A 16,322-nucleotide genomic window follows, 5' to 3' on the forward strand; every position below is an offset into this window, starting at 1 on the left:
TTTCCTTTAGGAGTACCCCCGTGGCCTCCACGACCCCTTACAAGCTTTTCGACGCGGTCCTGCGTCAAAAATCCACGCTCAGTCCTCATCTTATGCGCGTCACGCTGGCCGGTCCGATGGTCGCCGAGATGGCGACCTGGGCGCCTGATCAGCGCGTGAAGCTGTTTTTTCCGGCTAACGACGGAACACCGTCCAGGCTTTCCCACGACGACGGTTGGTACGCGCGTTATCGCTCGATGCCGACAGAGCAACGTCCGGCAATGCGCACGTACACCATTCGACACTTGCGAGCCGAACAGGGTGAAGTCGACATTGACTTCGTACTGCACGGTGAAACCGGTCCGGCATCCCGTTGGGCCATTCATGCCATTGCGGGCGATCCGATTCAAATCGTCGCGCCAGACCAGCGCTTTTCTGCGCTGGACGCGGGAGGTTTCGAGTGGAAGCCACCGAAAAAACTCAAGCACCTGTTGCTGGTGGCAGACGCCACCGCGCTGCCTGCGGCTCTTGGGATTCTGGAAGAACAGTCAGCGCTCGCGGAGCCACCCGTGACTCAGGCTTTTTTTGAGGTGGACAGCCGGGATGATGCGCTGCCGGTTCCTGACTGGCCCGGACTTACCGTTCAGTGGCTGATTCGAGAGGACGTCACTGACGCAGCAGCGGGCTCGCTAATGGTCGAAGCGGTTCGCGGGGCTCATCTTCCGTCGACCTCATCACACATGGCTGGCGCGAGGGAGTTGGCCGAGGTCGATGTAGACGAAGATATTCTCTGGGAGACATCGGCAACGCCGGGCGAAGGTTTTTACGGTTGGATTGCCGGCGAAACGGTTGCGGTAATGGGTCTTCGCAAACATTTGATCAAGGAGCGTTGCATTGCCCGCGAGTGTCTTAATTTGATGGGTTACTGGCGCTACAACAAAGTCGGCGGCTAGAACGAAAAAAGGCCTCGAGGTTTATGCTCGAGGCCTTTGTATTCTTAGCCAGCCGTCAGCCGCAGGTTTTCATGTCCACCGGCCCGACAAACTCGTTGCCACGGCCCATGACGCACGCAACGGTTTGGTTGCGCTGAAGCTCCCAGGCCTGCACTGGATAGGTTTTGTTCCAGGCTTCGTAAAGCTGGCGGTCCTGTTTCGACAAGCGCAAACCGTACTGTTTACTCATATAGAAGTACGTCCGGGCAATCATGCCGCGTATTGAGGGACGCGGCATCACCTTCTTTGCCTTGAAGTCGACCTGAGTCAGGCACGAGCCGTATTGACCGGTTTGTACCGGCAGCCAGCCGAAACTGAAATTGCTCCGATCCCCGTTCACTTCGCCGATGCTGGGGACCAGGTTATGCAGATCGGCCTCGGCCTTCTGATAAATCGGGTCGTAGCGCGTGCAGTTCTTGCGTCCGCCCTCTTGCCAGCATTGGCGCTGATGGCCGATCTGCCAGGCCGGCACAATGTGCTCCCATTCAATGCGAGAAGCGCGTTTGGCACTTTTGCGCGGTACATAACCACAGGCCGCGAGGTTGACCTTGTTGCCGGTGTACTTGCAGCCGCAATAGAACTCGGTCGATTGCGGGGCATAGAGTTTCCAGGCGACTTTCTTGGCTTCTTCAAAGGTGCGAGGGGCAGCAGCTTGTGCGCTCATGGCGAAGAACAAAAACAGCAGAGTAAAAAAACGGACACTCATTGACTCAATCTTCCTTCGGCACAACCCAGAAAATCTGCACACCACCATCGTCGCGATAGGCGAGGGTGACGTTATCGTTTTCGTCGATTTCTTCCAGCAGTTGCTCCCACTCGTCCACCGGCTCTTCCGGCAGGCGAAAGATCAGCGCCGCTTTGGCTTTCTGAGCGGTAGGGGAATTGATGATTTTTTGAACGCGCATGCCCATGCGTGCATAGGCGTCTGGGGAGTCGGAAGTGGTGGCCACAAAATTATCCTTATTAAGCTGTACGTGCATACAGTATTAAACTGTAGGGATTATCGCAACTGCTTAAAATGCAAGAAAATCTTCTGACAGCGTTTTTCGTGGTTTGGTGTAGGACAGGAGAAATTTGTATCGAGGTGCCCGGCCGGAACCGGCCGGGCGAGGGTCAATCAGTATTCCCAGAACATCCGCTGCAGCTCTTTGCTGTCATTGGTCTTGGTCAGAGCGACCATGGCCAGGATGCGGGCTTTCTGTGGATTCAGGTCGTGAGCCACAACCCAGTCGTACTTGTCGTCTGGCTGTTCGGCGTTACGAAGGACGAAACCACCCGCATTGACGTGGGAAGAGCGAATGATTTGTACGCCGTCCTTGCGCAGGGCCTGCAGGGTAGGGACCACTCGCGAGGACACCGAACCGTTGCCCGTGCCAGCGTGAATGATCGCTTTCGCACCCGACTGCGCCAGGGCTTTGTAGGCAGTATCGCTTACGTTGCCATACGAATAGGCAATTTCGACGTCGGGCAAGCTCTTGATGGTTTTGATATCGAATTCCGAGTCCATGGTGTGGCGCTTGGCTGGCAAGCGGAACCAATAGGATTTGCCTTCAACCACCATCCCTAATGGTCCCCAGACACTCTTGAATGCTTCGGTCTTGATGTTGATCATCTTGCTGACATCACGACCCGACTGAATTTCGTCGTTCATGGTGACGAGCACGCCTTTGCCTCGCGCCTCTTTACTGCTAGCCACAGCTACGGCGTTGTACAGGTTCAACATGCCGTCGGCGGACATTGCGGTGCCTGGACGCATGGAGCCGACGACGATGATCGGCTTGTCGGTTTTTTCCACCAGGTTGAGGAAGTAAGCGGTTTCTTCGAGAGTGTCGGTGCCGTGGGTGATGACGATGCCATCAACGTCTTTGCTGTCGGCCAGTTCAGCCACTCGACGACCCAGTTGCAGCAAGTTGTCGTTGGTGATGCTCTCCGAGGCGATTTGCATGACTTGCTCGCCGCGAACATTGGCCAATTGACTCAGCTCCGGAACGCCGGCGATCAATTGCTCGATACCCACTTTCGCCGCTTGATAAGTCGCACTGTTGGCGGCGCTGGCGCCTGCGCCGGCAATGGTGCCGCCGGTGGCGAGGATCACCACGTTGGCGAGCTTCTGTTGGGTTTCAACTTCTTTTGCCTGGAGGGCAGTCGGCAGGAGGAGCAAAAGGGCCAAGGCGCCCGGTACAAAGGTCTTCAAAGCAGATGTCATTATTTTTCTCTCTAGTGGTGAGACGGTGCAGATTGCAGGTTCATCTAGATACGCCTCAGGTCGATCTGAACGCTTGAGGTGGAGGGGAAGGAGCAAGAGCTGTACCAGTCATGTCTAGCGTTAATTAAACAATGTAACTAAATGATATATAACAATTTTTTTGTTTTATACCGCCGTTTTATCGAAATGGATCGTCCGGCTTTCCGAACGTGCGCGCCTTTTCCGTTCGGTCCACCGAAAATTCCTACGCACTTTTTCCTGTGAGACATTTCACCCGCTCATGCTTGCCAAATCACCTCTAAAGAAACTCACGTAACGGTCGATGCCTCCATACGGATCTTTTTTGGGAGGGAGTTCAGATGTCGTTGACGATCAGTCCATCAAATGCAGTTTTGATCAATATTGGCGGTAAGGCGGCGACAGTCGATGCCCTGAATGACGATGCAACGGAAAAGGTTGCACCAGGCTCGGGACTGGAGAATGGCGATAAAAAACCGGTCGGGGCAGGGGGAGTGCATGGCGATTCAAAGACTGAAAGTACCGCCAGCACCCAAAGCATTACAGTGCAGATGCTGCTCAAACGGATGAAAGAGCTGCAGCAACAACTGCGCGAACAACAGCAACAGTTGGCGTCGACGCAGGCGGCGAAATTCGCGAATGCGGAAGCTAAAATGACGGCCATCGTGTCGATGCAACAAAGAATTATCCAAACCACGGCGGCGATTACTGAAGTAGCGGCGGCGTTGGCGGCGGAGCTAACCAAGGGTGCTGCTACCGGTAATCTGGTCAGCACCTCAGCTTGATTCAGTTGTCTTGCTTTTGCAGGCAGTCGCTAAAAATCGGTACGCTCGGTCGTTGACAAATCTCGGCCGGGTTCGCATAGTTCGGTCTACGCAAACGTTTGCGCAATGTTTCAGACGGGCTGATTGTCTCGATAAGCAGTGTGCAGCCTACGTCAGCGCAAGCGTTGCTCACAATAATCATAAGATCGGAGTGAATCCATGAAGCTGCCATTCGCTGGACGCCTTCTCGCTGTCGCTATGCTGGCTGCCGCATCCGCCGCGTTGCCTGTCTCATCGGCCTTCGCCGAAAGCCCTGAAAAACCGAAAGTCGCGCTGGTCATGAAATCGCTGGCCAACGAATTCTTCCTGACCATGGAAGACGGTGCCAAGGCTTACCAGAAAGATCATTCCGCAGATTTCGATCTGATCTCCAACGGCATCAAGGACGAGACCGACACCGCCGGACAAACGCGCATTGTCGAGCAAATGATCCTGGCCAAGGTCAACGCGCTGGTCATTGCACCCGCTGACTCCAAAGCCATGGTCCCGGTGATCAAGAAAGCGATCGATGCCGGTATCACCGTGATCAACATCGACAATCAACTCGATCCTGCCGTCGTCAAAAGCAAAAATATCACCGTGCCCTTTGTCGGTCCTGACAACCGCAAAGGCGCGCGTCTGGTCGGCGAGTATCTGGCCAAGCAACTGAAGGCCGGTGACGAAGTCGGCATCATTGAAGGCGTGTCCACCACTACCAATGCCCAAGCGCGCACCGCTGGATTCAAGGACGCGATGGAAGCCGCCCAGATCAAGGTCGTTTCGTTGCAGTCCGGTGACTGGGAAATCGACAAAGGCAACAAAGTGGCCGCCTCGATTCTCAGCGAGTACCCGCAAGTCAAAGCCCTGCTGGCAGGTAACGACAGCATGGCCGTCGGAGCTGTGTCTGCCGTGCGCGCAGCAGGCAAGGCTGGCAAGGTGCAAGTGGTCGGTTATGACAACATCAACGCGATCAAACCCATGCTTAAAGATGGCCGCGTGCTGGCCACTGCGGACCAGTTTGCCGCCAAGCAAGCTGTGTTCGGCATCGAAACGGCGTTGAAAATCATCAAGGGTGAGAAGGTCGACAGCGGTCCCAATGGCGTGATCGAAACTCCAGTCGAACTGGTGACCAAGTAGTCCTTCTGGTGACACTACGGTGCTCGCCCGTCTGGGCGAGTGCATGGAGATTTCTATGTCAGTTTCCGCCCCGAACGCTGTCCTCTCGGTCAGCGGCATCGGTAAGACCTACGCTCAACCGGTCCTGACCGGCATTGACCTGACGCTCATGCGCGGGGAAGTGCTGGCGCTGACTGGTGAAAACGGCGCGGGGAAAAGCACGCTGTCGAAGATCATCGGTGGGTTGGTGACGCCGACGACCGGCCAGATGCAGTTCCAGGGACAAGATTATCGCCCCGGCAGTCGGACCCAGGCTGAAGACCTGGGAATCCGCATGGTCATGCAAGAACTCAATCTGTTGCCGACCTTGTCGGTCGCGGAAAACCTGTTCCTCGATAACCTGCCCAGCCGCGGCGGCTGGATCAGTCGCAAGCAGTTGCGCAAAGCGGCGATCGAAGCCATGGCCCAGGTCGGCCTGGACGCCATCGATCCGGACACGCTGGTGGGCGAGCTTGGCATCGGTCACCAGCAAATGGTGGAAATCGCCCGCAACCTGATCGGCGACTGCCACGTGTTGATCCTCGATGAGCCGACCGCCATGTTGACGGCCCGCGAAGTCGAAATGCTGTTCGAGCAGATCACCCGCCTGCAAGCGCGTGGCGTATCGATCATCTATATCTCGCATCGACTCGAAGAGCTGGCGCAAGTTGCCCAGCGTATTGCGGTACTGCGTGACGGCAATCTGGTCTGCATCGAACCGATGGCCAATTACAACAGCGAGCAACTGGTCACCTTGATGGTCGGCCGGGAGCTGGGCGAGCACATGGACATGGGGCCGCGCAACATTGGCGCCCCCGCGTTGACGGTCAAAGGGCTGACCCGTTCCGACAAGGTTCGCGACGTTTCTTTCGAAGTCCGTGCCGGTGAGATTTTCGGGGTTTCTGGTTTGATCGGGGCAGGGCGCACCGAGTTGCTGCGCCTGATTTTCGGCGCGGACATTGCCGACAGCGGCACGGTGGCGCTGGGTTCGCCGGCGCAGGTCGTCAGTATCCGCTCGCCAGCGGATGCCGTCGGTCACGGCATTGCCCTGATTACCGAAGACCGCAAAGGCGAAGGTTTGCTGCTGACTCAGTCGATCAGCGCCAACATAGCGTTGGGCAATATGCCGGTGATTTCCAGTGGCGGCATCGTCAACAATGGTGACGAAATGTCCCTGGCCCAACGCCAGATCGATGCCATGCGCATTCGCAGTTCCAGCCCGACGCAGCTGGTGTCGGAATTGTCCGGCGGTAACCAGCAGAAAGTCGTGATAGGCCGCTGGCTTGAGCGCGATTGTTCGGTGCTGCTGTTCGACGAGCCAACTCGCGGTATCGATGTGGGTGCAAAGTTCGACATCTATGCGTTGCTCGGTGAGCTGACTCGCCAGGGCAAAGCTCTGGTGGTCGTGTCCAGTGACCTGCGCGAACTGATGCTGATCTGTGACCGCATCGGCGTGCTGTCGGCGGGGCGCCTGATCGAAACCTTCGAGCGTGATACCTGGACCCAGGATGACTTGCTTGCAGCCGCGTTTGCCGGCTACCAAAAACGTGATGCGTTGCTCAACGAAGCGGCGCCAAGGGATCTTCCATGAAAACTGCAGTACCTGTCGGCAAACGTAGTGGCAACTTTTACGGCCTTGGCACCTATCTGGGGCTGGCCGGTGCCTTGCTGGCAATGATCGCGCTGTTCTCGGTCCTGAGCAGCCATTTCCTGTCCTACGACACGTTCAGCACCTTGGCCAACCAGATTCCGGACTTGATGGTGCTGGCCGTGGGCATGACCTTCGTGCTGATCATCGGCGGGATCGACCTGTCGGTGGGGTCGGTGCTGGCGCTCGCGGCGTCAGCGGTCAGCGTGGCGATTCTGGGCTGGGGCTGGAGCGTGCTGCCTGCAGCGCTGCTCGGCATGGCGGTCGCAGCGCTGGCAGGCACCATTACCGGTTCGATCACCGTCGCATGGCGTATTCCGTCGTTCATTGTGTCCCTGGGTGTGTTGGAAATGGCCCGCGGCGTGGCCTACCAGATGACCGGTTCGCGCACCGCGTACATCGGTGATTCTTTTGCATGGTTGTCCAACCCGATTGCATTTGGCATCTCGCCATCGTTCATCATCGCTTTGTTGATCATCATCATTGCTCAGGCAGTGTTGACCCGTACCGTGTTCGGTCGGTATCTGATCGGTATCGGCACCAATGAAGAAGCGGTGCGCCTGGCGGGGATCAATCCAAAGCCCTACAAAATTCTGGTGTTCAGTCTGATGGGGCTGCTGGCCGGTATTGCTGCACTGTTCCAGATTTCCCGGCTGGAAGCGGCGGATCCGAATGCCGGCTCCGGCCTGGAGTTGCAGGTGATCGCGGCGGTGGTGATCGGCGGCACCAGTTTGATGGGCGGACGGGGTTCGGTGATCAGTACCTTTTTCGGCGTTCTGATCATTTCCGTCCTGGCGGCCGGGCTGGCGCAGATCGGTGCAACGGAACCCACCAAACGGATCATCACCGGTGCGGTTATCGTGATCGCCGTGGTGCTGGATACTTATCGCAGTCAGCGCGCAAGCCGGCGGACCTGATTCATGGCAACTATCAAGGATGTCGCAGCGCTTGCAGGAATTTCCTACACCACGGTTTCTCACGTGGTGAACAAGACACGGCCGGTCAGTGAAGAAGTGCGGATCAAAGTCGAGGCGGCGATCAAGAGTCTCGACTACGTGCCCAGCGCGGTGGCCCGGTCATTGAAGGCGAAAACCACGGCGACCATCGGGTTGCTGGTGCCTAACAGCCTCAACCCGTACTTCGCCGAACTCGCGCGCGGCATCGAGGATTATTGTGAGCGCAATGGCTACTGCGTGATTCTTTGCAACTCCGACGATAACCCGGACAAGCAGCGCAGCTACCTACGGGTATTGCTGGAAAAGCGTATTGACGGACTGATCGTGGCATCGGCCGGTGGGGATGCCGGGCTGGCGGAAGGTCTCGCCGGTGTGCGCACCCCCATGGTGATTGTCGACCGCAATCTGGAAGGCGTGAATGCCGACCTGGTACGCATCGATCACGAATATGGTGCGTACCTGGCGACGCGTCATTTGCTGGAGCTCGGGCATCGGGACATTGCGACGATCGGCGGGCCGGCGAGTACCAGTGTGGCCCAGATGCGTCTGGCCGGTTTTAGCCGGGCCTTGAAAGAGGCGGGCGTCGACGTAGCGCCGGAGCGCAGGCTTGAAAGCGACTTCACCAGCACGGGAGGTTACAGCGCGGCTGCGATCCTGCTGGAAAACAATCCGCCCACCGCTATTTTCGCCGGTAACGACATGATCGGTATCGGTGTGTTGCGAGCCGCTGCCGAGCGCAATATTCGCGTGCCTAGCGAACTGTCGGTCATCGGTTTCGACGACATCCAGATGAGCCGTTATGTTTATCCGGCCTTGACGACCGTGGGGCAGTCGATCCTGCAGCTCGGGGAGATGGCCGCCGAAGTGCTTTTGCGAAGGATCGCCACACCGGACATGGCCACCGATCAACGGATCGTGACGCCCAGTATTGTCCTGCGAGAATCGACTGCGCCATTGGCCGGGGTGTTCTCGGAATATCGCTAAACCAGAATTGATGAGTAGTGACGAATGTCAGCAAAAGTAGTGGTAATAGGCAGCCTGAACATGGACCTGGTCACCCGGGCGCCAAGGCTGCCCCAAGGCGGCGAAACGCTGATCGGTAACTCCTTTGCCACAGTGTCCGGCGGCAAGGGCGCCAATCAGGCCGTGGCTGCAGCCAGGCTTGGTGCACAAGTGTCGATGGTCGGCTGCGTTGGAAACGATCCCTACGGCGAGGAGTTGCGCGGCGCGTTGCTCGCCGAGCAGATCGACTGCCAGGCGGTCACTTGCGTAGACGGGTCCAGCGGCGTGGCGCTGATCGTGGTCGATGACAACAGCCAGAACGCAATCGTGATCGTCGCAGGTGCCAACGGTGCGCTGACGCCTGCGGTCATCGGTTGCTTCGATCCCGTCCTGCAGGCTGCCGACGTGATCATCTGTCAGCTTGAGATCCCTGATGCCACCGTTGGTCACGCGCTCAAGCGCGGGCGAGAGCTGGGTAAAACCGTGATCCTCAACCCGGCGCCTGCCAGTCATCCGCTGCCAGCGGATTGGTATGCGGCCATCGATTACCTGATCCCCAATGAAAGCGAAGCCGCAGCCTTGAGCGGTTTGCCAGTGAACTCTCTGGAAACCGCCAAAGCTGCTGCCACTCGGCTGATTGCCTTGGGCGCCGGTAAAGTGATCATCACGCTCGGCGCTCAAGGCTCGCTGTTTGCCAGTGGCAGCCGCTTCGAACATTTTCCGGCGCCTCAGGTGAAGGCTGTCGACACCACGGCTGCTGGCGACACCTTTGTCGGTGGATTCGCCGCTGCACTGGCGACCGGTCAAAACGAAGTCGACGCGATCCGTTTCGGCCAGATTGCCGCTGCGCTATCGGTGACCCGAGCTGGCGCGCAACCTTCGATTCCCACGTTACTCGACGTACAGGCCTTTAAAACACAATGAAGAAGACACCTTTGCTCAACGTCGCGCTGTCGCGGCTGATCGCGTCACTCGGGCATGGCGACATGATCGTGATCGGCGATGCCGGTCTACCGGTGCCTGCAGGAGTGGAATTGATCGATCTGGCGTTGACCCACGGTATCCCGGACTTCACCAGTACCCTGAAGGTCGTGCTCAGTGAAATGCAGGTCGAAAGCCATGTGTTGGCCCAGGAGATTCTCGACAAAAAGCCGACGGCACTGGCGGCTTTGAACGAGCTGAATACCGCTGGCGATCTGGGACGGCGTGAGCTGCTCAGCCACGACCAATTCAAGGTGCTTAGCCGGCAAGCGCGAGCGGTGATTCGTACCGGCGAATGCCAGCCTTACTGCAACATCGTCCTGATATCGGGCGTTACGTTTTAACAGTCCTTTGACTCATTTTGTTTCCCCACGCACAAGGAGTGCGCTATGCACCGCTATGCTCAGAAACTGCACCAAATGCTTCGGAGTCTTCTGCTTTTGTCCCTGATTACTGCAACAAGCGCCCAGGCGGCGGAAAAAATCGATTTGATTATCGACACCGACCCAGGTGCGGATGACGTGGTTGCCTTGTTGTTCGCCCTGGCTTCGCCGGAAGAGCTGAGTATTCGTGCGCTGACCACCGTGGCCGGCAATGTGCGGCTGGACAAGACTTCCCGTAATGCGCGGCTGGCTCGTGAGTGGGCGGGGCGCGAAGAGGTGCCGGTCTATGCCGGTGCCCCGCGGCCGCTGATGCGGACTCCGATCTATGCCGAGAACATTCATGGCAAGGAGGGGCTGTCGGGTGTCACGGTGCACGAGCCCAAGAAAGGTCTGGCCGAGGGTAACGCGGTCAATTATCTGATCGATACCTTGAAAGCAGCCAAGCCCCACAGCATCACGATCGCCATGCTTGGCCCGCAGACCAACCTGGCACTGGCGCTGATCCAGGAGCCTGAAATCGTTCAGGGCATCAAGGAAGTGGTGATCATGGGCGGCGCCCATTTCAATGGGGGTAATATCACCCCGGTGGCCGAGTTCAACCTGTTCGCCGACCCGCAGGCTGCAGAAGTCGTGCTTAAAAGCGGCGTTAAGCTGACTTATCTGCCGCTGGATGTGACACATAAAATCCTCACCAGCGAGGCGCGCCTGAAACAGATTGCGGCACTCAACAACAACGCCAGCAAGCTGGTGGGCGATATTCTCAATGAATACGTCAAGGGCGATATGGAACACTACGGCATTCCCGGCGGCCCGGTGCATGACGCTACGGTGATCGCCTACCTGCTCAAGCCAGAGTTGTTCACGGGGCGTTCGGTCAACGTAGTGGTTGATAGCCGTGAAGGTCCGACCTTCGGCCAGACCATCGTCGACTGGTATGACGGCCTGAAAGCGCCGAAGAACGCCTTCTGGGTTGAGAGCGGGGATGCTCAGGGTTTCTTCGATCTGCTAACCCAGCGTCTGGCCCGCTTAAAATAAGATTCGCCCGCAGGTGCCAGCCTGCGGGGTTTTACCCTCGGCCTGACTGCGTCACACCTATATAGTCTGCCGGGTACTTTTCGAAGATCTGCGCGATAAATGTCCTCGCTGCTTCGGTACCAAGTTCCTTGACCAAAAGATCTATGCCGATAATTGCCAACTCTTCCGGGCTGCCGGGGCTGTAGGAGCTGTGACCCTGTGGCCACTTGGCTTTGATGTCGGCGTCGATACTTACGGTGGTCATGAAGGCGCTCGTGAAGTCGGGAATGTCTGGCTGTGGAGTTAACCATTTTGCGCGGCATTTGGCACTCCGACTTAGGCATGAGAAGAGGGCTATGCGACACTTGGCCTTTGTAGACTCTCCAAGGACCTCGTTGTGCAGATCGATTTGAACACACCTGACGGCTTGACCCTTGAGTCTGTCCGTCAACTCCTGGCCTCTGCCAGTGATGATGAGCACACTCAGCTGCGGGTGACCAAAGGCGGCATCGCCTACCTGTCTTCAGGTATCGTCGGCGGTACCGATATCGGTGGGCTGCTGTTTCGTCTGGAGACCTGGGCGAAAGGCTCCGGCTATGTCGGACGAGTCGCTGCCAGCGATGAGGTCTGGGTCATGCAAATCTTCAACGCGCTCAAGCAGAACTGGCCGAACCCGCCGTTCGACTACATCGACGTGTATTAAGGACTGTTCATATCCGGTCACGATTGAGGGATGAACAACTGTCCAGCGCTCGGGCAAACTCTGCGTTTAATTCGTTGAGGGCAAGGTGCTACCACGTTGGGTGAAACCAAACGTCGGAACGGTGGTCGCACAATCTCAGCATAACTATTGAAAAGAGGAGGCTGCATGCCTTGGAAGTTCGCGTCATTGGGTATTTTGTTGGGCGCCACGTTGCTGGCTGGTTGCAGCAGTACGTCTACCGAGTCGGCAACTGACCCTGTCACGACGACTGACGCAGGTCATAGCCGTTGCGAAGCAAAGGCAGCCGAATTCACCATCGGCAAAAAGGCTTCCGCTGAACTGCTGGAACAGGCGCGTACCCGCGCAGGCGCACAAAATGCCCGGTTTCTGATGCCCGACGACATGGTCACTCTGGAATACCGCTCCGACCGCTTGAACCTGAACACCGATGCCAATCGGGTGGTCACGCGCGTCAACTGCGGCTGATTGCTCCGGACTTTTGTTTGACCCATAAAAAACCCCGTCACATGGACGGGGTTTTTTTAGTGCGCCTGGAAATTACTCTGGGCGAACTTGAGCAGCTTGCATACCCTTTTGGCCTTTCTCAGCCACGAAGGAAACAGTCTGGCCTTCTTTCAGGCTTTTGAAACCGTCGCTTTCGATAGCTTTGAAGTGTACGAACAGGTCGTCACCGCCACCTTGAGGAGTGATGAAGCCGAAGCCTTTTTCATCGTTGAACCATTTAACGGTGCCGGTTTGGCGATTAGACATGGTGTATCTCCAAGAAACATATATTTTCAGTAGTACTGTGCTGCTCAGGCCAACTGGGCACACCGGGGTATCATAGTCGAAATGTTCGCTTTGGGAGCCCCCCGGAGGAGCTGTTTGCCCTGCCATCACGCTTTTCTTGTTGCTTGAATCGGCTGAAAGCCCCGGTTTAAAGGGCTTTCAGTCGAAAGTAAAGACGATAAAAAAAGCTGTAAAACCTGCATAAATTGTACGAAAAAACGATTTTCAGGGGCTTTTCATGGATCGCTGAGCCCCTCAAAGCACGTCTTTGCGCTTATTTTTTTGCCTTGTTATCGGCCTTGCAGGAAGAAATCTGGGTCAGTGCTTTTTGTTTCAGGGCATCACTGGCCTTGTTGTCCATCAATGCCTGAATGTCGCTGGCCGGGTACGACTTGATCGCATCAGCACCGCAAGCGCAGTGGGCTTTTGCCGCGGCTGCGCCAATCTGCGGGGTGGCCGCCTGGGTGCACTGAGCCATGTATTTCTCGCGCTCGCCCTTGGGCCAGTCGGCATGGGCAGTCAGCGGCAGCAGCAGGACTACGGGGGCGATGACGGCGAATAAACGATTCAGACGCATGCTGGGATGCTCCTTGTGGGTCAATGTCTTGTTATCTGAGGGGTAAAGCCGGGTTCAAGTTCAGCACTCTGGCACAAAAATGCCCGATCTGCCCTTGTCTATAGGCTCGTTGCATCGACGACCGTTCATCTGTGCTAGCATGCCCCGCTCGGGCGTTTGCAGGCTCCGGATGACCTTCAGTCCCGGCAGCGGCGAATGACCGAATAACCCTGATTTGAATCCCAGTCACTCTGGTTCGGTTTTCCGGTTGGCCGCAAGGCTCCTGCCGCTGTAAGGCAGGCGTTCGTTATTGAATGGCCTGGACCGGATCTTGTACTGGCTCATCCCAACCCACGTGACCTTTGGTAGGGGTCACCACTAGGAGAGGAGGCGCCATGCCAACTATTACTCTTCCCGACGGCAGTCAACGTTCATTCGATCACCCGGTTTCCGTAGCCGAGGTCGCCGCATCCATTGGTGCAGGTCTGGCCAAAGCCACTGTGGCCGGCAAGGTCAATGGCAAGCTGGTTGATGCCAGCGACATCATCGACAGCGATTCCACGCTGCAAATCATTACGCCAAAGGATGAAGAGGGGCTGGAGATCATTCGCCACTCTTGCGCCCACCTGGTTGGCCATGCGGTCAAGCAGTTGTACCCGACGGCCAAAATGGTCATCGGGCCGGTCATTGACGAAGGCTTCTATTACGACATCGCCTTCGAACGTCCTTTCACCCCGGACGACCTGGCCGCCATCGAACAGCGCATGCAACAGCTGATCGAGAAAGATTACGACGTGATCAAGAAAGTCACTCCGCGCGCCAAAGTGATCGAAGTGTTCAAGGCCCGCGGCGAAGACTACAAGCTGCGCCTGGTCGAGGACATGCCGAACGAGCAGGCCATGGGCCTGTACTATCACGAAGAATACGTCGACATGTGCCGCGGTCCGCACGTGCCGAACACGCGTTTCTTGAAGTCGTTCAAGCTGACCAAGTTGTCGGGCGCCTACTGGCGTGGCGATGCCAAGAACGAGCAATTGCAGCGCGTCTACGGCACTGCATGGGCCGACAAGAAGCAGCTGGCGGCTTACATCCAGCGCATCGAAGAAGCTGAAAAGCGCGATCACCGCAAGATCGGCAAGCGTCTGGGCCTGTTCCATACCCAGGAAGAGTCGCCGGGCATGGTGTTCTGGCACCCGAACGGCTGGACGCTGTACCAGGTGCTCGAGCAGTACATGCGCAAGGTTCAGCGCGACAACGGTTATCTGGAGATCAAGACTCCTCAGGTCGTTGACCGCAGCCTGTGGGAGAAATCCGGGCACTGGGCCAACTACGCCGACAACATGTTCACCACCCAATCGGAAAACCGCGATTACGCGATAAAACCGATGAACTGCCCTTGCCACGTGCAGGTGTTCAATCAGGGCCTGAAAAGCTACCGCGAGCTGCCGATGCGTCTGGCCGAGTTCGGTGCCTGCCACCGTAACGAGCCATCGGGTGCGTTGCACGGCATCATGCGCGTGCGTGCGTTCACTCAGGACGACGCCCACATCTTCTGCACCGAAGAGCAGATGCAGGCCGAATCTGCTGCGTTCATCAAGCTGACCATGGACGTCTACGCCGATTTCGGCTTCAAAGACGTCGAAATGAAGCTGTCCACTCGTCCGGAAAAACGCGTGGGTTCCGACGAACTGTGGGATCGCGCCGAAGCCGCTTTGGCTGCAGCCCTTGATAGTGCTGGCCTGCCGTACGATCTGCAGCCGGGAGAAGGGGCGTTCTACGGTCCGAAGATCGAGTTCTCGCTGAAAGATTGCCTTGGCCGTGTCTGGCAGTGTGGTACCCTTCAGCTCGATTTTAACCTGCCTGTCCGTCTGGGAGCCGAATACGTCTCCGAAGACAACAGTCGCAAGCACCCGGTTATGTTGCACCGGGCGATCCTCGGTTCCTTCGAACGTTTTGTCGGAATCCTGATCGAGCACTACGAGGGCGCGTTCCCTGCGTGGCTGGCTCCGACCCAGGCAGTGATTATGAATATCACTGATAAACAAGCGGATTTCGCTGCTGAAGTTGAAAAAACTCTCAACGAAAGCGGATTTCGTGCCAAGTCTGACTTGAGAAATGAAAAGATCGGCTTTAAAATCCGCGAGCATACTTTGCTCAAGGTTCCCTATCTCTTGGTTATCGGAGATCGGGAAGTCGAGATGCAGACTGTCGCTGTGCGTACTCGTGAAGGTGCTGACCTGGGCTCGATGCCCGTCGCCCAGTTCGCTGAGTTTCTCGCGCAAGCGGTTTCCCGGCGTGGTCGCCCAGATTCGGAGTAATTATTATTAAGCGTGAAATGAGACAAGATAAACGAGCTGCACCGAAAGCCCCGATCAACGAGAATATCTCGGCACGCGAGGTTCGGTTAATTGGGGCTGAAGGCGAGCAGCTTGGGATTGTGTCAATTGAAGACGCGCTTCTTAAGGCTGAAGAAGCCAAGCTCGATTTGGTGGAAATTTCCGCCGATGCAGTACCTCCTGTCTGCAAGCTGATGGACTACGGCAAATCGATCTTCGAAAAGAAGAAGCAGGTTGCCGCAGCCAAGAAGAACCAGAAGCAGATTCAGGTTAAAGAAATCAAGTTTCGTCCAGGGACGGAGGAAGGGGATTACCAGGTAAAACTGCGCAACCTGGTACGTTTCCTGAGTGATGGGGACAGGGCCAAGGTATCCTTGCGATTCCGCGGCCGTGAGATGGCCCACCAGGAGCTGGGGATGGAACTCCTCAAGCGAGTTGAAGGTGACTTGCTCGAGTACGGTTCGGTCGAACAGCATCCTAAGATGGAAGGACGCCAACTGATCATGGTCATCGCCCCGAAAAAGAAGAAGTAATCAATAGGGCACGGCAGGCCTTCTGATTATGTTTATCAACTGAATGCGGAGTATCCGAACATGCCAAAAATGAAAACTAAAAGTGGTGCTGCTAAGCGGTTTCTGAAAACTGCTAACGGTATCAAGCACAAGCACGCTTTCAAGAGCCACATCCTGACTAAAATGTCGACCAAGCGTAAGCGTCAACTGCGCGGTAGCAGCTTGCTGGCACCGTGTGACGTGGCAAAAGTCGAGCGCATGCTGCGCCTTCGTTAATTTAGTCAAGAAT

The 16,322-nt window shown here is 56.8% G+C and carries 20 protein-coding genes; 14 read left to right on the top strand and 6 right to left on the bottom strand.

Annotated elements, in window-relative coordinates; translation table 11 throughout:
• The first annotated feature begins 20 nt into the window (after positions 1 to 20).
• Complete coding sequence (locus ACA063_RS10070; RefSeq protein WP_497665717.1) at positions 21 to 932, top strand: siderophore-interacting protein; 912 nt, start codon at positions 21 to 23, stop codon at positions 930 to 932.
• Positions 933 to 987: 55 nt separating this feature from the next.
• On the opposite strand, the gene ACA063_RS10075 is transcribed toward ACA063_RS10070, so the two are convergent.
• The 3 genes from ACA063_RS10075 to ACA063_RS10085 form a co-directional block, all read right to left on the bottom strand.
• Positions 988 to 1,677, bottom strand: a complete 690-nt coding sequence (locus tag ACA063_RS10075; protein WP_497665718.1) for an endonuclease — start codon at positions 1,675 to 1,677, stop codon at positions 988 to 990.
• 4 nt (positions 1,678 to 1,681) lie between these two features.
• Positions 1,682 to 1,951 carry a DUF1654 domain-containing protein gene (locus ACA063_RS10080; protein ID WP_497665719.1) on the bottom strand — a complete coding sequence of 90 codons (270 nt, stop codon included), beginning with the start codon at positions 1,949 to 1,951 and terminating at the stop codon, positions 1,682 to 1,684.
• A 137-nt stretch (positions 1,952 to 2,088) separates the two neighbouring features.
• Positions 2,089 to 3,177, bottom strand: coding sequence for an asparaginase (locus tag ACA063_RS10085; RefSeq protein WP_497665720.1), 1,089 nt, complete (start codon positions 3,175 to 3,177; stop codon positions 2,089 to 2,091).
• A 359-nt stretch (positions 3,178 to 3,536) separates the two neighbouring features.
• Between ACA063_RS10085 and ACA063_RS10090 the strand changes: the two genes are divergently transcribed.
• The 8 genes from ACA063_RS10090 (at position 3,537) to ACA063_RS10125 (ending at position 11,158) form a co-directional block, all read left to right on the top strand.
• Entirely contained in the window at positions 3,537 to 3,980 is a 444-nt protein-coding gene (locus tag ACA063_RS10090) for a hypothetical protein (RefSeq protein WP_497665721.1), read from the top strand.
• A gap of 198 nt (positions 3,981 to 4,178) precedes the next feature.
• Complete coding sequence (locus ACA063_RS10095; RefSeq protein WP_497665722.1) at positions 4,179 to 5,135, top strand: sugar ABC transporter substrate-binding protein; 957 nt, start codon at positions 4,179 to 4,181, stop codon at positions 5,133 to 5,135.
• A 55-nt stretch (positions 5,136 to 5,190) separates the two neighbouring features.
• Entirely contained in the window at positions 5,191 to 6,744 is a 1,554-nt protein-coding gene (locus ACA063_RS10100) for a sugar ABC transporter ATP-binding protein (RefSeq protein ID WP_497665723.1), read from the top strand.
• Positions 6,741 to 7,718 (top strand): ABC transporter permease, encoded by a 978-nt coding sequence (locus tag ACA063_RS10105; RefSeq protein WP_497665724.1) that lies wholly within the window; start codon positions 6,741 to 6,743, stop codon positions 7,716 to 7,718. Before ACA063_RS10100 ends, ACA063_RS10105 begins: the two co-directional genes overlap by 4 nt.
• A 3-nt stretch (positions 7,719 to 7,721) precedes the next feature.
• Positions 7,722 to 8,741 carry a LacI family DNA-binding transcriptional regulator gene (locus tag ACA063_RS10110; protein ID WP_162437724.1) on the top strand — a complete coding sequence of 340 codons (1,020 nt, stop codon included), beginning with the start codon at positions 7,722 to 7,724 and terminating at the stop codon, positions 8,739 to 8,741.
• 24 nt (positions 8,742 to 8,765) lie between these two features.
• Positions 8,766 to 9,683 (top strand): ribokinase, encoded by a 918-nt coding sequence (gene rbsK, locus ACA063_RS10115; protein ID WP_497665725.1) that lies wholly within the window; start codon positions 8,766 to 8,768, stop codon positions 9,681 to 9,683.
• The gene (rbsD, locus tag ACA063_RS10120) at positions 9,680 to 10,084 is read left to right on the top strand and encodes a D-ribose pyranase (protein ID WP_497665726.1); all 405 of its coding nucleotides are present in this window, start codon (positions 9,680 to 9,682) and stop codon (positions 10,082 to 10,084) included. The genes rbsK and rbsD overlap by 4 nt, the downstream gene beginning before the upstream one ends.
• Before the next feature lie 45 nt (positions 10,085 to 10,129).
• Positions 10,130 to 11,158 (top strand): nucleoside hydrolase, encoded by a 1,029-nt coding sequence (locus ACA063_RS10125; RefSeq protein WP_497665727.1) that lies wholly within the window; start codon positions 10,130 to 10,132, stop codon positions 11,156 to 11,158.
• Between the two features lie 31 nt (positions 11,159 to 11,189).
• Here ACA063_RS10125 and ACA063_RS10130 read toward each other — a convergent pair whose 3' ends face one another.
• Complete coding sequence (locus tag ACA063_RS10130; RefSeq protein ID WP_497665728.1) at positions 11,190 to 11,402, bottom strand: hypothetical protein; 213 nt, start codon at positions 11,400 to 11,402, stop codon at positions 11,190 to 11,192.
• Between the two features lie 132 nt (positions 11,403 to 11,534).
• Between ACA063_RS10130 and ACA063_RS10135 the strand changes: the two genes are divergently transcribed.
• Together ACA063_RS10135 and ACA063_RS10140 are read left to right on the top strand one after the other, a co-directional pair.
• Positions 11,535 to 11,840, top strand: coding sequence for a hypothetical protein (locus tag ACA063_RS10135; RefSeq protein WP_497665729.1), 306 nt, complete (start codon positions 11,535 to 11,537; stop codon positions 11,838 to 11,840).
• A gap of 165 nt (positions 11,841 to 12,005) precedes the next feature.
• A complete protein-coding gene (locus tag ACA063_RS10140; protein ID WP_162437718.1) occupies positions 12,006 to 12,326 on the top strand; it encodes an I78 family peptidase inhibitor in 321 nt (106 codons plus the stop codon).
• 72 nt (positions 12,327 to 12,398) lie between these two features.
• Here the strand turns inward: ACA063_RS10140 and ACA063_RS10145 are convergent, their stop codons facing one another.
• Together ACA063_RS10145 and ACA063_RS10150 are read right to left on the bottom strand one after the other, a co-directional pair.
• Positions 12,399 to 12,611 carry a cold-shock protein gene (locus ACA063_RS10145; protein WP_003179963.1) on the bottom strand — a complete coding sequence of 71 codons (213 nt, stop codon included), beginning with the start codon at positions 12,609 to 12,611 and terminating at the stop codon, positions 12,399 to 12,401.
• 292 nt (positions 12,612 to 12,903) lie between these two features.
• Positions 12,904 to 13,206 (bottom strand): hypothetical protein, encoded by a 303-nt coding sequence (locus ACA063_RS10150; protein WP_162437717.1) that lies wholly within the window; start codon positions 13,204 to 13,206, stop codon positions 12,904 to 12,906.
• Between the two features lie 374 nt (positions 13,207 to 13,580).
• Here ACA063_RS10150 and thrS point away from each other — a divergent pair, with 374 nt between their 5' ends.
• Genes thrS through rpmI form a run of 3 tightly spaced genes read left to right on the top strand, consistent with a single transcriptional unit; the run spans position 13,581 to position 16,309 of the window.
• Positions 13,581 to 15,503 (top strand): threonine--tRNA ligase, encoded by a 1,923-nt coding sequence (thrS, locus tag ACA063_RS10155; RefSeq protein WP_497665730.1) that lies wholly within the window; start codon positions 13,581 to 13,583, stop codon positions 15,501 to 15,503.
• Entirely contained in the window at positions 15,503 to 16,054 is a 552-nt protein-coding gene (gene infC / locus ACA063_RS10160) for a translation initiation factor IF-3 (protein WP_172668659.1), read from the top strand. The genes thrS and infC overlap by 1 nt, the downstream gene beginning before the upstream one ends.
• 60 nt (positions 16,055 to 16,114) lie before the next feature.
• Entirely contained in the window at positions 16,115 to 16,309 is a 195-nt protein-coding gene (gene rpmI, locus ACA063_RS10165; RefSeq protein WP_008145659.1) for a 50S ribosomal protein L35, read from the top strand.
• Positions 16,310 to 16,322: the final 13 nt, after the last annotated feature.

It is taken from the genome of Pseudomonas sp. LBUM1643 (genome assembly GCF_059716215.1).

Coding starts and splice junctions, on each gene's coding strand:
- ACA063_RS10085 (WP_497665720.1), bottom strand. CDS start 3,177: ATGACATCTGCTTTGAAGACCTTTGTACCGGGCGCCTTGGCCCTTTTG.
- ACA063_RS10080 (WP_497665719.1), bottom strand. CDS start 1,951: ATGCACGTACAGCTTAATAAGGATAATTTTGTGGCCACCACTTCCGAC.
- rbsD (WP_497665726.1), top strand. CDS start 9,680: ATGAAGAAGACACCTTTGCTCAACGTCGCGCTGTCGCGGCTGATCGCG.
- rbsK (WP_497665725.1), top strand. CDS start 8,766: ATGTCAGCAAAAGTAGTGGTAATAGGCAGCCTGAACATGGACCTGGTC.
- ACA063_RS10125 (WP_497665727.1), top strand. CDS start 10,130: ATGCACCGCTATGCTCAGAAACTGCACCAAATGCTTCGGAGTCTTCTG.
- ACA063_RS10110 (WP_162437724.1), top strand. CDS start 7,722: ATGGCAACTATCAAGGATGTCGCAGCGCTTGCAGGAATTTCCTACACC.
- ACA063_RS10130 (WP_497665728.1), bottom strand. CDS start 11,402: ATGACCACCGTAAGTATCGACGCCGACATCAAAGCCAAGTGGCCACAG.
- thrS (WP_497665730.1), top strand. CDS start 13,581: ATGCCAACTATTACTCTTCCCGACGGCAGTCAACGTTCATTCGATCAC.
- ACA063_RS10145 (WP_003179963.1), bottom strand. CDS start 12,611: ATGTCTAATCGCCAAACCGGCACCGTTAAATGGTTCAACGATGAAAAA.
- ACA063_RS10105 (WP_497665724.1), top strand. CDS start 6,741: ATGAAAACTGCAGTACCTGTCGGCAAACGTAGTGGCAACTTTTACGGC.
- rpmI (WP_008145659.1), top strand. CDS start 16,115: ATGCCAAAAATGAAAACTAAAAGTGGTGCTGCTAAGCGGTTTCTGAAA.
- ACA063_RS10090 (WP_497665721.1), top strand. CDS start 3,537: ATGTCGTTGACGATCAGTCCATCAAATGCAGTTTTGATCAATATTGGC.
- ACA063_RS10150 (WP_162437717.1), bottom strand. CDS start 13,206: ATGCGTCTGAATCGTTTATTCGCCGTCATCGCCCCCGTAGTCCTGCTG.
- ACA063_RS10095 (WP_497665722.1), top strand. CDS start 4,179: ATGAAGCTGCCATTCGCTGGACGCCTTCTCGCTGTCGCTATGCTGGCT.
- ACA063_RS10075 (WP_497665718.1), bottom strand. CDS start 1,677: ATGAGTGTCCGTTTTTTTACTCTGCTGTTTTTGTTCTTCGCCATGAGC.
- ACA063_RS10100 (WP_497665723.1), top strand. CDS start 5,191: ATGTCAGTTTCCGCCCCGAACGCTGTCCTCTCGGTCAGCGGCATCGGT.
- ACA063_RS10140 (WP_162437718.1), top strand. CDS start 12,006: ATGCCTTGGAAGTTCGCGTCATTGGGTATTTTGTTGGGCGCCACGTTG.